This window comes from Agarivorans sp. 1_MG-2023 (assembly GCF_030548385.1).
In the GTDB taxonomy this organism is placed as follows: Bacteria; Pseudomonadota; Gammaproteobacteria; order Enterobacterales; family Celerinatantimonadaceae; genus Agarivorans.
Map to the genome: position 1 here is coordinate 490,165 of NZ_JAUOSJ010000001.1, position 14,058 is coordinate 504,222.

At 42.6% G+C, this 14,058-nt stretch carries 12 protein-coding genes; 5 read left to right on the top strand and 7 right to left on the bottom strand.

Annotated elements, in window-relative coordinates:
* Nucleotides 1-35: 35 nt before the first annotated feature.
* The 3 genes from Q4592_RS01955 to Q4592_RS01965 are packed head-to-tail and all read left to right on the top strand — an operon-like array spanning nucleotide 36 to nucleotide 3,868.
* Entirely contained in the window at nucleotides 36-1,625 is a 1,590-nt protein-coding gene (locus Q4592_RS01955) for a response regulator (RefSeq protein WP_137673192.1), read from the top strand.
* Nucleotides 1,626-1,652: 27 nt separating this feature from the next.
* Entirely contained in the window at nucleotides 1,653-2,204 is a 552-nt protein-coding gene (locus Q4592_RS01960; protein ID WP_303509069.1) for a YSC84-related protein, read from the top strand.
* Between the two features lie 59 nt (nucleotides 2,205-2,263).
* Nucleotides 2,264-3,868, top strand: coding sequence for a CRTAC1 family protein (locus Q4592_RS01965; protein WP_303509072.1), 1,605 nt, complete (start codon nucleotides 2,264-2,266; stop codon nucleotides 3,866-3,868).
* 44 nt (nucleotides 3,869-3,912) lie between these two features.
* On the opposite strand, the gene Q4592_RS01970 is transcribed toward Q4592_RS01965, so the two are convergent.
* Nucleotides 3,913-4,269 carry a YibL family ribosome-associated protein gene (locus Q4592_RS01970; RefSeq protein WP_303509075.1) on the bottom strand — a complete coding sequence of 119 codons (357 nt, stop codon included), beginning with the start codon at nucleotides 4,267-4,269 and terminating at the stop codon, nucleotides 3,913-3,915.
* 212 nt (nucleotides 4,270-4,481) lie between these two features.
* On the opposite strand from Q4592_RS01970, the gene Q4592_RS01975 reads away from it, so the two are divergent.
* Complete coding sequence (locus tag Q4592_RS01975) at nucleotides 4,482-5,771, top strand: site-specific integrase (protein ID WP_303509078.1); 1,290 nt, start codon at nucleotides 4,482-4,484, stop codon at nucleotides 5,769-5,771.
* A gap of 336 nt (nucleotides 5,772-6,107) precedes the next feature.
* Here Q4592_RS01975 and Q4592_RS01980 read toward each other — a convergent pair whose 3' ends face one another.
* From Q4592_RS01980 to Q4592_RS02005, 6 genes are all read right to left on the bottom strand, one after another.
* Nucleotides 6,108-6,902, bottom strand: coding sequence for a PEP-CTERM sorting domain-containing protein (locus Q4592_RS01980; protein WP_303509081.1), 795 nt, complete (start codon nucleotides 6,900-6,902; stop codon nucleotides 6,108-6,110).
* A 538-nt stretch (nucleotides 6,903-7,440) separates the two neighbouring features.
* Nucleotides 7,441-8,655: a DUF6161 domain-containing protein gene (locus tag Q4592_RS01985; protein ID WP_303509084.1), complete on the bottom strand. Its 1,215-nt coding sequence runs from the start codon at nucleotides 8,653-8,655 to the stop codon at nucleotides 7,441-7,443.
* A 271-nt stretch (nucleotides 8,656-8,926) separates the two neighbouring features.
* Nucleotides 8,927-10,090 carry an alpha-D-ribose 1-methylphosphonate 5-triphosphate diphosphatase gene (locus Q4592_RS01990; protein WP_303509087.1) on the bottom strand — a complete coding sequence of 388 codons (1,164 nt, stop codon included), beginning with the start codon at nucleotides 10,088-10,090 and terminating at the stop codon, nucleotides 8,927-8,929.
* 75 nt (nucleotides 10,091-10,165) lie between these two features.
* Complete coding sequence (gene phnE / locus Q4592_RS01995; protein WP_303509089.1) at nucleotides 10,166-11,014, bottom strand: phosphonate ABC transporter, permease protein PhnE; 849 nt, start codon at nucleotides 11,012-11,014, stop codon at nucleotides 10,166-10,168.
* Nucleotides 11,007-11,804 (bottom strand): phosphonate ABC transporter ATP-binding protein, encoded by a 798-nt coding sequence (locus tag Q4592_RS02000; protein ID WP_303509092.1) that lies wholly within the window; start codon nucleotides 11,802-11,804, stop codon nucleotides 11,007-11,009. The genes phnE and Q4592_RS02000 overlap by 8 nt, the downstream gene beginning before the upstream one ends.
* Nucleotides 11,805-11,809: 5 nt before the next feature.
* Nucleotides 11,810-12,697 (bottom strand): PhnD/SsuA/transferrin family substrate-binding protein, encoded by an 888-nt coding sequence (locus Q4592_RS02005; protein WP_303509095.1) that lies wholly within the window; start codon nucleotides 12,695-12,697, stop codon nucleotides 11,810-11,812.
* A 524-nt stretch (nucleotides 12,698-13,221) separates the two neighbouring features.
* Here Q4592_RS02005 and Q4592_RS02010 point away from each other — a divergent pair.
* Nucleotides 13,222-14,055, top strand: coding sequence for a hypothetical protein (locus Q4592_RS02010; protein ID WP_303509096.1), 834 nt, complete (start codon nucleotides 13,222-13,224; stop codon nucleotides 14,053-14,055).
* Nucleotides 14,056-14,058: the final 3 nt, after the last annotated feature.

A 14,058-nucleotide genomic window follows, 5' to 3' on the forward strand; every position in this document is an offset into this window, starting at 1 on the left:
GGCGCTAAAAAAGCAAAGGCAAGGAATGCATTCGAATGAATCTTAGTAAGCTTACCGTTCTTATTGTCGACGACATGGCGCCAATGAGAAAAATTACCCAAGAACAATTAAGACGCTTTGGTGTTGGTAACATTGTTCAAGCCGAAAATGGTGCACAAGCACTTAGCGTACTTAAAAAACGCCATGTAGACATTATATTGTCTGATTGGAATATGCCGGTGATGAGCGGCATAGAGTTTTTGAAAGAGGTACGAAACTCGGAAACCTGGCGCCACATTCCTTTTATTATGATTACTGCAGAAGCAGAGCGCGACAGAGTCTCTGAGGCAATATCTGGCGGCGTTACCGATCTCATTATCAAGCCATTTACTACCTCTACTTTGCAGGGCAGAGTGAAACAAGCAGCACAGGGTGATGTAAGAAATAGAGCTCAATATTTCTCTACAGAAGAAATAGAAGAAATAATCAGTGACGAACTTGAGGATAAAGACGCTTATCAAGCTCCACCAGTAAAATCGCAACAGCACTCGATTTTAGTGGTAGACGACACGCCAGAAAACTTAACCTTGCTTGGCGGGCTATTACGTAGTGATTACCGTGTATTGCTTACCAAAGAAGGACAAAAAGCACTCGATATATGCCATTCAGACACGCCTCCAGATTTAGTGCTTTTAGACGTAATGATGCCAGGAATGGATGGTTATGAAGTATTGCAAAAACTGCGAGAACACCCCAGTTCTCAGCACATTCCGGTCATCTTTGTTACTGCGTTAACCGAAGTACGCGATCAAACCAAGGGCTTGTCTATCGGTGCGGTAGATTACATCACTAAACCCATACAGCCTGATTTACTTAAACTTAGGGTTAGAAATTTATTGCGCTATGTTGATTTACACAAACATTTGCAATCCGATTTAGACAACCTACTAGAGAAAGAGATCTTAAAAAACAGCGTCGACCAGCTGCTTAGGCATGACTTAAAAGGCCCAATAGCAGGAATTGTGGCTTTAGCAGAGCAGATAAAAGAAGACAGAACCCTTTCTAGCTCTGCATCAGAGCACGCAAGTGTGATAGATGAGTTGTCGATGCAGTTACTTAACATGATTAACCTATCTACAGAGCTATACAAAATAGAGCAAGGGCGCTTCAAATTACAAGCTAAGGCTTTTTCAATTCATCTTATGCTCAAAAAAATGCTCTCTGTTGTAAAGAATACCTTCAACACTAAACAACTCACCATGTACTTAGAACCTGAAGAAGAAGATCCAGGTAATGAAGCATTGGTTTATGGCGATGAATCTTTAAGCTACTCGTTATTTTTTAACTTGTTAAAAAACGCCTGTGAAGCCGCACCAGATAGAACCCGAGTATCAGTTCGTATTAGTACTTCAGCAGATAAAATCGCAGTGACTACCGAAAATATCGGTGCCGTCCCACAGAGTATACGAGAGAATTTTTGGGAAAAGTATGTCACGTCTGGTAAGCAATCGGGCACCGGACTCGGCACTTACTCAGTGAGTTTATTAACGCACGCCCAAAATGGTGAAGTAAATATGAAAGTCAGTGACGCAGAAAATACGACTACTATTACTGTATCACTGCCACTGGCCGAAACTAAAAACTAAGCCTATTTACCGTTAAAGGATAACCGAATGAAAAATTTAGTTAGTTACCTATGCGCTTCTCTATTACTTGTGAGTAACTTTGCCTTAGCCGACGTTGCCGAAGACCGCGCTGAGTACGATAAATCAGCGAACGAAACCATCGCAAAATTTAAACAAGAAAAACCCGACATCTCCTCAAAAATGTCTGCGGGGGTGGGTTATGCGGTATTTAGTAACGTTGGAGTAAACCTGTTTGTTATTTCAGCCGGCGGCGGCACTGGCATAGCGGTAGACAATGCATCAGGCAAAAAGACTTACATGAAAATGGGTGAAGCAGGGGTAGGGTTTGGTTTGGGAGTGAAAGACTTCCGCGCATTGATGATCTTTAAAACCAGAGAGTCATTCGACAAATTCGTAGAAAGTGGCTGGTTATTTGGTGCTCAGGCTGATGCAGCAGCAACCGCGGGCGATAAAGGCGGCTCAGCTGAAGTAGAAGGAGCCATTGGTGACGTGCAAATATACCAACTAACAGAAGCAGGCTTATCACTAGAAGCAACCATTAAGGGAACCAAGTTCTGGCAAGATGGTGATCTTAACTAGTTAGTTTTCACTTTATTAAAGCCAGCTAAAAGCTGGCTTTTTGTTTGTAAGGGCTCTTTATGCTAACGCTTAAATCACTTTCAAAAAGATGCTTTACCTCAGCACTTTTATTAGCTTGCTGGCTCCCTCAAACCGGTTATTCCTTAGCCTTTAAACAAGTAGTGACCAATGCAGACAGTATTATCTCTTCGTGGCATGAGCAGGAATTAAAGCGGCAAGGTGGAAAATTCGGCTCTCATGGATGGTGGCCCTGGGGAGTAGGTGGCTTTGATTATGATAACGACGGCGATATAGATATCTATTTGTCTCACCACGGCCAGCCCGGTGGGAAATTGTTAGTTAATCAACTTATCCCTAAAGGCACATTGGAATTTATAGCTCTAGATAATCAGTTACCTGGAGCAGATGACAGGCCTTGGTTTTTTGACTTTGATGGTGACGGCTGGTTAGACATTGCAGCATTTTCCGATGAAAAAAAGAATCCTTATGTAATAAACAAAGCAACCGAGTTAACGACCGGTTCTGAAAAACAAACATTCTCTCCAGTATCTTATGCAAAAACGGTAAGTGATTTAAATGGCGATGGTTATCTAGACCTAGATGCCGGCAGTAAAGGGGCCTTTTTCTATCACGCCGCCAAGCAACAGTTTATTCGCGATAAAACGTTTCGCTCTAACGCCAATCATTTACTGCCGGAAAAGTTCCAACACATAGAGGAAGAATTTAGAGCGAACAATAAAGCCAATCGGTTTTTTCGCACTAAAGTGTCCCAACATTTTTTGAATAGGTCGCCGCTGCCTGCGCCCATGTTAGCGCCACTAGATTTAAACAATGATTCACTCGCCGACATCATTGTTGCTGGGCACGGCGGATATGGTGGCGAACACCTTGGATGGTATTTCTTGGCCAATCAACAAAATGGTTTCCAGTTAGCTAACGACATTCTCAAGTTGCCCGTTAAAGCGACGCCCATTTTTGTCGGAGACTTAAATGGTGATCAACGCCAGGACATTATTACCACTGGTAAAGGCGAAGGTGATATTTACCTTGCCAGCAAGCACGGGTTTGCACAGCAAAAATCTGCTCTGCGAGAAATGTTAAATGCAGGTGCACCTTATCTAGTGAGAATATTTGCAGTCGATTTTGATAACGACCGAGATCTAGATTTAGTGGTGTCTAATCCACGTAAAAAATACGGTAAGGTGTTTGAAAATAATGGCAAAGGGCAATTTAAAGAAGTGTTGTCATTTAAGGGCTGGGATTCAAACCCCATATTTATTGCAGATATAAACAACGACTTACGCCAAGATTTAATAATAGGCGGTGCGAGTAACAAACAATTACAGGTTTTTCTTAACAAGGGGGAAGCACAGCAAAATACCGTGTACTTATACCCAAGATACAAAAGCCCAAACCCTTATGCGGTAGACGCTATATTAACGCTCTTTAATGGAGACGAGGTTATAGAACAGCAGCGTGCCCGGTGGGATGGTTTACCAACTGTGTTCTCCCTCGGAGCGTTAACTAAAGCAAGCGTTGAAGTTACGTTTCCCGATGGGAGCATGCAGCGCTATCAAGATATAGTTGCTAATCAAAGTTACAGTTTAATGGTAGATGGGGAGAAGTACTTAGGCTTTGTGCCTGCCCATTTAATCGCGGATTAATGCGGTAAAGAGTAGGGCAAAGCAGTGAGGCTTTGCCCTAATAACTAGAATTCTTTTGAAGCGTAACCTGTCACTTCTTTTATGCCCATCTCTCTGCCTAGCGCTGTCATAGGGTGTACAACGACTAAACCTTTAACTGATTTTTTTAGCTTACCCATGTCAGCTTGTTCTTGCTTAGTGAGAACGCGGCTAAAGGGGAGGGACTTTACATCACCGCCTTGCTGGCTTAACTGCTTAGTTTGCTGAGCTTTAACGCTTTTAAGCTTTTTAGTCAGTATCTCAACCGTTTTATTAAATTGGCTAATCATTGCTGTATCACCACGATCGTGGGCTGCATTTAGTTTTCTTTTGGCAGTTTCCAGCTTATTGTGAACCGTTTGAAGTTCGTTTTTCAAATTCATCAGTCGTCCTATTGCTCCAAGTGGAACAAGCGTAAATAAAGTGCCTAATTAGGCTAATCGGCGATTATACCAGTTATTATAGATGGGGATGACTTAAGTTTACTTTATATTTCTAAGGCTAATTTGTTGTCTAATTGCCGATAATGCTATTTATCGGCAATTGCTTTTTAAGCTATAATAATTCAACAAATCAACGTGTTATAGAACTTTGAATGTTTGAACTACCGCCAGCAATCCCTCTATTTGATTCCTTACAATACCTTGAAGATGGTAACAGTACTGTTAACCAACATTTAGCTAGCATTACCATCAACCAAGTACCTGACGCCGGTTATGTTTATGAGTTTGCTGTTGAATGGTTGTTAGAACAACGGTTTAGCGAAAATAACTACAAAACCTACAGAAGTGAGTTAACCACGTTTTTGCATTGGGCGTACTGTGTAGAACAAATATCAGTAGGTGATATTACTCGCCGAGTTCTAAGCCGTTACCTCGATTACTGCGCCAATCCTCCAACACCTTTAATTGCCTACAGAAACGTCGCACAATTTATTACTCATAAACAATTAGAAGAACGTATTCCTAATGTGCTTTGGCGGCCATTTTTGGGTAAAAAACGAGATGGTGTTGAGCAAGCATATCAAATCAGTGACAAAGCACTTAAGACCAAATTGGCTATCTTATCGTCCTTTTTTTCTTACTTAATTAATGAAGAATACACCGAACGAAACCCAGCAATGATGCTAATGAAAAGTGGCCGCTTTAAAGCCGGCAGCCAGCACACCGTGAGTGGCGAAGATTACGAGGATATAAAAGCGTTTAGTGATCTGCAGTGGTCGTATGTTATGGCTGCAGCCCAACAACTAGCAAATGACGAACCTAGCGAAAACGAACGAATTTTGTTTCTGGTTAGCCTTATGTATGGCTGTTATTTACGTATATCTGAAGTCGCTGCACGACCAGGTTTTTCGCCAATAATGGGACAGTTTAAACGAGATGCTAAAACCTCTGTTTGGGGTTTTTACATACCGCGCAGTAAAGGCGGTAAAAAACGGAGTGTGGCTGTTTCGAAAGAATTATTGTCAGCCTTACAACGTTACCGTAAATATTTAGGTTTAACGCCATTACCAACACCTAACGAAAACACGCCATTATTTATTCGACACCGAGCTGCAGGCCGAGGCCGCGACACGGGCTTACTCAATGCCAACCTTGGTATAAGACAACTCAGAGAACAAATCTACATAGTAATTGAACAAGCCGCTCAGCACGCAGAGACCGACGGCTTTGATCAAGACGCAAACGAAATGCGTCAGTTAACACCACACAGCATAAGGCACACCGGAATATCTCACGACATCAATTTAGTTGGTCGGCCATTATCTCATGTGCAAGCAGATGCAGGACACGACAGTATTGATACCACATCTCAATATTTGCATACCTCTAGAGTTGAGCGGCATCAGTCAGCCGAGAACAAGCCTTTAGACCACCTAAGTTAATGTTTTATTTAAACCGGTGATTACAGGCAAACTTCTCTGGATTGCTAAAAACACACCTATAAGGCGCATAATGTATATTATGTTAAATTGCATATCTAACTGATTGTATTGCTTATTTAAAATCGCCTCACCCAATATTTGTTTTTACCTCTGCTTAAATTATAGGATTACTGAGTAATATTGCTTCTTCATCTTCTGGTCATCTCTCAGTAACCTTCTGCTTAATGCATTACTGCTTACTGAGTCGTTTTTAAGTTTGTATGAAAATAGCCGCTCGCACAGAACGGCTATCTTTCTACTTGCTCAGTAAAAATAGCTACACCGGTTTATGTTTGTTCATACAGTTTTCTGTGTCGACATTACGCGCCTTACCAGCAAACCAAATAAACTCACCATCAATAAACCTAGCGAGCTAGGTTCTGGCACTTCAACTATTGTTGGTTGCCTTACAAGTAATGAACCTAGCATAGAGCTAGAGTTAGATTTCCCTCGAACTCGATTATCACTATTTAAGCCAGCATCTACTCCAGAGCGGCTATCAAAATACCCTAAGGGTGTCCTGGCTTGCATATAATCTTTATATCCTGTGTGGATATTTTTTGTGGCTAGGGATCTATAAAAGCCGTCGGCGGCAGCGGCTTCTCCTATGCAGCTAAGTCGCAGCTCATCAGAACATTCCCAATCTTTGCCAAACAAAAATTGTGACACGTCATAGTTGTCCCAGGTGCTGTTATTTAGCTTGAGGTCTACGCGGTTTAAGCCGAAGCTAGTATCCATGCCAAGGCCACCAAAGTAATTGATAAACCAACTCGCTCCAATAAAGTTGTCATTAGAAAAACCTAGATAAACGCCGCCCCATAGCGAGTTAAGCAAGGTGGCGGTTTCATTACGTGTGGCATAACGCCAATCATTGGCTTGCCATTGGTTGCCAAAGCGATCTGTCCATCCGCCGTCGGCTTCAACGTATAGTCGAGAGTAACTTTGCGAGTAAGTAAGCGGCATCCATTCTAAACCTTGTAGGGCCACTTCTTTGCCATTTTCCAAGGTGTAATCCCCACTTATAAACGTGGCGTTAGCGGTAAACGAGCTAACAATTACTACGAATGCAGACAGTGTTTTAGTAGCTTTCATGTTAATCCCTTTTAATAACGTAACTTGCTGAACATCTAAATTGATAGAATTGTCATTTTTAAGCTAAATGCAAGTCATTAGCCAGTATTTAAGGCCTTGAAAGCACATTGTTTTAAAACTGTAATAAAAACATTTGTAAGTAAAACTGACAGTAATAGACGTATTTAAGCGCCCTTCTCTATCGACATTTCGTTCCAATGGACAGGAATAGACTAAGCAAAATCCTGGTATAACCGCAGAGAGAAATTGGCAGAAACATGAAGTTATTTGGTTTAAATGAAGAAAGGTTCTAGATTTTTGACGGACTGCTATACACGCCTAACGGCCAATGTTTAAAGCCTGAACAACTACAAGCTATATGCACTGCTTTTGATTTACCACAGTATGAACGAGTACAGAAATGGCTGAATAATCGCAGAGCGGCAAAAGTCCCCGACTGGGTTGCCGAGGATCATTCAAACTCTAAGGTTGTTTCATTTAAGTAGTTAAACTCTACACATGCCGGTAAATGGTATTATCGGCATTGAAAGCCATTCTTTTACTTGGTTAGATTTCCAGCAGCCTTTAAGGCTTCATTTATTGTAGGCATTTTTAATCCATTTTCACCAGATAACATACCCGAATCACTTCGACTAAATAAGGATTGCAATACTAGGTTTCGAGATTCCAAGTCTATTGCGTTTAAATTTTGCAGGGACAAATAAAGATAGGTTAACTGCTCCCTTTCCTCGGAATCTCTCATTAAGTGAAAAGAACTAAATACCATTTTTGATAGCACTTTAATGAAAAAACCATAAACAGCAACGACCGTAGCGAACAAAATCACTCCTTGAAGAGTTTTTAGGTCTAACTCCCTAACTTCACCGACTAAAAAGCTATGAAAAAGAGAGTTAAACATTAACGTACCGGCAATCAAAGCGATTACCAACAACACAGACCAGAGCCGCCCTTCATTTTTGAACTTAAGAGCTGATTCATTCCAGTATTCAGCAGGCTTGCTTAGCCTTAGTTTCTCCCCATAAGCGCGCTCTAGAGCCTCCATCTCGACAGCACTTTCATCCAATACAGCTTTGTGCTCCGAAGCTACCTTAACCCTCAACTTTCGATGCGCCAAGTACGCTTTAACTCTTTGTTTTTTGCTTCGGTAGTCAACGTCAAAGATAAGACTATCAAACAATTCACTTCTATTTTCGATTTGAATGGATAACTCATTTGCCTCTATATCCAAGCTCTTTAACGCTTCTTTTGTCGCGCGCATTGAACCAGTGCTTTTCAAATTAGCTTCATTATCTGCATTGAACCCCCAAAAATAACCGCTATTGTAATCGTGCTGTTGCTGTCCTGCGTTCGGCCTCTTTAATATATAATCAGCAAACCCTCTTGAGCCTTCGTGACCGTATTTGGTTGCGCAGGCTACATAGTGTTCCAAATATGGATTTGAGCTCAAAAGCGTTCTAGTAAAATAACTCTGCATGATTTGCTGTTTGGCAGCCACAACTCGTTTGATTTCGGCTTCATTCGGGCTGCTGTCTACATCCTTCTTAAGTATTTCAGCCTGAATAAGAGCGTTGTCAAAGTAAGAGCGGTTTACTAGCGCTGGTACTTGCTCACCCTTAAGGGTTAGACTCGCTTCTAAATTTTCGTAAAACTTAACTTGCTGTTTGATATAGCGTATTAGAGCGGTAATCGAAGAAATCGTTTTAACCTCTCCTAAACAGTCCTTAAGTACCCAATCCAGCTTTATTGCAGCCATACACCCCCCTTATAGATAATTTTATATATTAGCAAAATAACTAATAAGAAATTTGATTAAACCCTTGATGATTCAAAAAAAAGAGTGAAGAAAAGCCCGCTAATGCGGGCTTCTTTATTTAAACAACTTAAACGCTTTCTTCCGGCTGGTTTTCCGCTTGCTTGAGCGTTTCTTCTTGGTGGTTTTAGTCTTGGTCTTTGCCTTAACGATGCCACCACCTTTAGTGTATTTATAACTTGGCTTAAGCTTGCCTCTGTTCACTTATCAAAGATTAAGCTAAGCGGCTTTTTGCAAATACTTGTTTTCCCTTTACCCAAGTCGATGAGATAGATAAGGGTGAGCCGTCTATTTCGCTGAGTAGTATGAAGTCGGCATCATAACCCATCTCAATCTTACCTTTGCTAGCGCCTAAACCTGCTGCTTTAGCGGGGTTTTCACTAACAAATTTCCAAGCATCAAATAGCGACAAGTTATTGGTGTTTACTGCGGTAAACGGAGCGCTGAACAAACTTGGGTAGTGATAATCACTACACAGTATATCTACCACGCCATGTTCTATGGCTTCTTTCACACTTATCGCGCCTACGTGTGAACCGCCTCTAACTAGATTAGGCGAGCCCATTAATACTGCAGCGCCGCCTTTTTGGCATTGGCGGGCAGCGGCTTCCGACATGGGAAATTCGGCAATAGATACACCTAATGAGATAGAACGCGAGACTTCTTCTAGGGTTTCATCATCGTGAGAGGCTAGAGAAATCCCTTGTTGTGCGGCAATTTCGGCTAAGGCTGTGGCTTGTTGTTCGCCGAGCTCTCGGTGCTGCTGTAAGTTGAGAAGGAACTGGTTAATGTCTTCTACCGACATTGATACTCGCCTGCGCATACCCGCCAAATAACGCTGTATTTTTCGTTCGTTATTGAGTGGTGGTAGGTGATCGTTTAGCGACAGTAAATGTATTCTTCCGCTAAGGATCCAATCCACTAACTCGTCATGCTTTTCAACATTCACTTTTTCATGGCGAATATGGATGCGTGCTTGGCAACTAAAACGCGGCATCAGTTTTTCTAAGGCTAATAACAACTCGCGAACGGTATCGCGGCTGCGTGGCCCCGGTTCAAAACCATCGGTAATGCTGTAATAGAAAGTAGTAATGCCGCTAGCGACTAAGCTGGCGTCGTTCGCCGCTAAAGCTAGCTCTAAAGGAAAATGGGTGCCTGCGCGCGGTGCGATATGTCGCTCAAAAGCATCGCCATGTAAATCGATTATTCCCGGTAAAATGTATTGGCCTTGGGCATCAATGTGCTGGGCATTTGGGTGTTGAATCCCCTCACCTACTTCTGTAATTTTACCGTTTTCGATCAGTAAACTGGTGGGCTGGCTCCAACCTTGTTCACTGAGTATTTTAATGCTTTCTATAACTACTGTTTGCTTATTCATTGCTCTTACTATCTCTTATATCCATATCAAGCTTGTTGGAGATTTAGGCCAACAAACCTAGTGTTTTCAGGGTGGCTATTTGCTTTGGCGTAATAGACGGTTGCGGGTAGAAGACGAAAACTGTTCTACGGCAAACACCAGTATGAAAATCATCAGTACAATCATGGCAGCTTGGTCGTAACGGAACATTTCCATAGATACAGCTAACTCTGCGCCAATACCGCCTGCGCCCACTAAACCAAGAACCACCGAAGAACGTACCGCTTTTTCTAGAGAAAATAGGCTGATGTTAATAAAGCTCGGCATTGCACCGGGCATTAGTACCACCGCTATTCTGTCCATGGGGCTAGCGCCAATTGAGGCCAGCGCTTCTGACGGGCCAGGGTCTACTTCTTCCATCGATTCGGCAAAAAAGCGCGCACAAAAACCAATGGTATCTACGATGATGGTTAAGGTTCCTGCAAACGGGCCTAAACCCACCGAGGCAACAAAAAATAGCGCCCAAGCTAAGTCGGGAACGGTTCTAAAAAAGCTCACTACTGAGCGTGTTATATGGCGTACCACCGGATGCGGCGAGGTATTGCGCGCAGCCAATATGGCAATGGGAATGCTTAACGCAATACCGATAACAGTACCCACTAGCGCCATTTGAAAAGTAACCAGTATGGCGTTGGCCATAGGCCAAACACGGTCGGTGGCCGGCGGTACCATTTCACCTGCAATGGTGGCCATATTTGGAAAGCCAGCTAATAACTCAGACAATGACAGCCCTGCGTTGGCAGTAGACCACAAGAAAAACAGCAAGAATAAGGCAACTAATACCTGACTTAAAATACTCGGTCGCTCAAAGCGAAGCGGCGCGCCGAAGTTAGTTCTGGTTTCATCGTTGCTTCTTGTAAATCCCTTATTGCTTAGCTTATCCATAAAAGGCTCGCAAACTTTGCAGACTTTGAGTATTGGTTGCACTGTCTAAAGACAATTTACGCTCTTGCAAACCTAATACGCGGTCGGCGTATTTCAGTGCATGTTCAATATTGTGTGAGACAAAAAACAGGGTTAGCCCCTTGTCTTTCACTAGTCGCTCAAACAACTCCATAATTTCTTGCCCGGACTGCGGATCAAGGCTGGCGGTTGGCTCATCGGCAAACAAAATCGTCGGCTGCTGCATTAAGGCGCGCGCTACCGCTACCCGTTGCGATTGCCCACCTGAGAGTTGGTCGCACCGTTTTCCGGCAAGGTGAGCCAAACCCACTTGCTCAAGACAATCCATAGCGCGGTCTCGCACCTCTTGTTTTGCTAAGCTGTGTAGCCAGTTTCTTGGCCCTTGGCTATAGGCCAAGTTGCCGTGAATAACATTGGTTAAGGCGGATAATCGCGGCACTAAGCAGTGTTTTTGAAATACAAAACCCACTTTGTTTCTCACTTTACTGAGGTTTCGCCCAGACTTTTTATCAATGGTTTCGCCATCAAGCACAATTGAACCGCTATCTGGTTCAATCAGCCTTAAACAGCAGCGAAGCAAAGTACTTTTGCCCGCGCCATTTGAGCCAATCAGCGCCACAGATTGCGAGGCGCTTATTGAAAAGCTTACATCGGAAAAAATAGGTGTGCTGCTATTATCAAAGCTTTTTGAAAGCCCACTCACTTTGAGCAGGCTTGACGCGGCCGACACGCCAGCACTTGCTAACGAATTCGGCTCAGCATAATTACTCATAGTGATTACTCGCCAATGAAGTCTGAGTATTCCGGGTAACCAGCGGTTGCGTACATAGAGCGTACGTAGTTGTAGTCACTGTCTTTGATGCCAGTAAGGAAGCGCATGCCTGCGTACTTTTGGTTGTCTTCGCCTTTAAGAATCGCAGCGACTAGCTCATCAGAGTGGTTAATAAAGGCTTGTTGCATGTTTTGAAACATTTTGTCGTTGATATGGCTGCCCGCCATTAACACGTCGTTTGGCAGATCGGGACCTCGAGCAACCACGCGGAATTCACCTGGCTGTAAACCGCCCTTTTCAATCTCTTTGTTACGCAATGAGATAAATTTTAAGTGGTTAATGCCAATCGCCGATACGTCACCTTTCTTGAGCGATTCCCAAAGAACCGGAACTTTGGTATTAATCATGTCTACGTCTTTAGCAGGGTTTAAGCCTGCGTCAGCTAGCGCTTGAATTGGCCCGAGGTGCTTAGAGGTAGAGCCAACAGAACCTAAACCAATTTTTGTACCTTTAAGTGAAGCGGCATCGGTATATGGGCTGTCTGCCATGGTGATGATTACTGCGAAGTAATCTGGGCGAGAGAAGCCAGCTACAATTTTTGCCTTTGAGCGTTTCTGCATCACTACGTATTCAGCTGGGCCAGTAAGCACAAAGTCCACTTTGTTAAAGCGCAAGGCCTCAACGGCAGCGGTACGGTTGGTAACGGGCAGAAACTCGATGTCGTAGCCCGTTACTTTAGACAAAGTTTCTTTAAACGCACCAAATTCACGTTGTAACTCTTCCAAACCGACAAGATCTGTTACGGCCAGCTTAACTGTTTCTGCATTTACTTGAGATGCAAATGAAAGAACTAAAGCGGCTGCCATGCCTGTTTTCTTAATCCAATTTAACATTTTGATTCACCGAAATTTTTGATTGTTGTTGAAGAAGTGAATTCAATAGTTACGAGGAAGTATTATGATTTGGTGATGGAAAAGTGATGGATTTATGACCAACTTATTGAGTGTCTAGACAAGTAATTAGCTAAACAATTGTTAAGGTAGACTAATACCAAGGTTATTTAGTGAATGCTCAGCATAGCTCCTTGAATAAAAAAACCTACTTTAAATTAAGCACACTTAAGTGACCGAACTTTTATTATTGTAATTAGCCACTTATCAAAGGTTTTTTTACGCAAGTTTCGACAGTATTTTTTTACGCAAGTTTCGACAGTATTTTTTACTTCAATCTTAAATTGCACTGCCGCAAACGCCAATCAAACATGATTAAATACACATCTTATTGATGTAAAACATAATCGCCGTAGGTACAAATTTAAACGTTGTGAGATGGGCTAAAATTCTATTAGGCCTAGTTTTACTGAATACCCTGTTCAGCAGCCTCTTACATTTTATCAAATCTTCTAGAGGATATTGTTATGAAAGAGCTCATTGTTTTAGCCGTACACGGAATGGGACAACGAAAACCTAACTTTGCAGATGGATTAGAAGACAAACTCACCGAGTACCTTGGCTCAGAAGTAATGAACAAGGTGTCTTTTCAGCGAGTGAAATACTACTCAGCCTTACAAGCTCCGCAAGACCAACTGATTAGCGACATTTGGGATAAGTACCACAATCGATTTAGTACCATTTCAAACCATGGTAGGCGCTTTTTTATGAACTCGTTTTCTGACGCGACCAGTTTAGAAGTAGCCGGTCGAAGGCAAACCAACGATTACATGAAAATTATAAAAGCTGTTCAAGGCGCAATGTTTACAGGCATGGATGAGTGTGGTTTTAACTTAAACGTGCCAGTGGTAATTATTTGCCACAGCTTAGGGGCCCAGGTCATTTCCAATTACTTTTGGGACGCGCTAAATAAAAGTAATGCCCAAGTATGGGATAAAGACCACAACGACTTTATTAGCAACATTGATGATGGAAAACTCGCCTATCTAAAAGGCAACCGAGTAAAACTAATGTTTACCACTGGCTGTAATATTCCCTTATTTTTAGGTGGCTTGGCTCAACGCGAGTGTTTTAACAAACCCAGCACCCAATTTAGTTGGCTTAATTATTTTGATGCCGACGACCTTCTCGGCTGGCCGCTAAATGAACTGGGGCCAAGCTACCAATTTGTAGTGGATAAATGTGTAAAGGTGGGGGGATTGATTAGCGGTAATACGCCGTGGAGCCACACACAGTATTGGACAGACAAAGATGTTTACCAAGCATTTGGCGACCACATTCGCGGTTATTTGAGTATGTAGTAA

Coding starts and splice junctions, on each gene's coding strand:
- Q4592_RS01960 (WP_303509069.1), top strand. CDS start 1,653: ATGAAAAATTTAGTTAGTTACCTATGCGCTTCTCTATTACTTGTGAGT.
- Q4592_RS01970 (WP_303509075.1), bottom strand. CDS start 4,269: ATGAATTTGAAAAACGAACTTCAAACGGTTCACAATAAGCTGGAAACT.
- phnE (WP_303509089.1), bottom strand. CDS start 11,014: ATGGATAAGCTAAGCAATAAGGGATTTACAAGAAGCAACGATGAAACC.
- Q4592_RS01975 (WP_303509078.1), top strand. CDS start 4,482: ATGTTTGAACTACCGCCAGCAATCCCTCTATTTGATTCCTTACAATAC.
- Q4592_RS02000 (WP_303509092.1), bottom strand. CDS start 11,804: ATGAGTAATTATGCTGAGCCGAATTCGTTAGCAAGTGCTGGCGTGTCG.
- Q4592_RS02005 (WP_303509095.1), bottom strand. CDS start 12,697: ATGTTAAATTGGATTAAGAAAACAGGCATGGCAGCCGCTTTAGTTCTT.
- Q4592_RS01955 (WP_137673192.1), top strand. CDS start 36: ATGAATCTTAGTAAGCTTACCGTTCTTATTGTCGACGACATGGCGCCA.
- Q4592_RS02010 (WP_303509096.1), top strand. CDS start 13,222: ATGAAAGAGCTCATTGTTTTAGCCGTACACGGAATGGGACAACGAAAA.
- Q4592_RS01980 (WP_303509081.1), bottom strand. CDS start 6,902: ATGAAAGCTACTAAAACACTGTCTGCATTCGTAGTAATTGTTAGCTCG.
- Q4592_RS01990 (WP_303509087.1), bottom strand. CDS start 10,090: ATGAATAAGCAAACAGTAGTTATAGAAAGCATTAAAATACTCAGTGAA.
- Q4592_RS01985 (WP_303509084.1), bottom strand. CDS start 8,655: ATGGCTGCAATAAAGCTGGATTGGGTACTTAAGGACTGTTTAGGAGAG.
- Q4592_RS01965 (WP_303509072.1), top strand. CDS start 2,264: ATGCTAACGCTTAAATCACTTTCAAAAAGATGCTTTACCTCAGCACTT.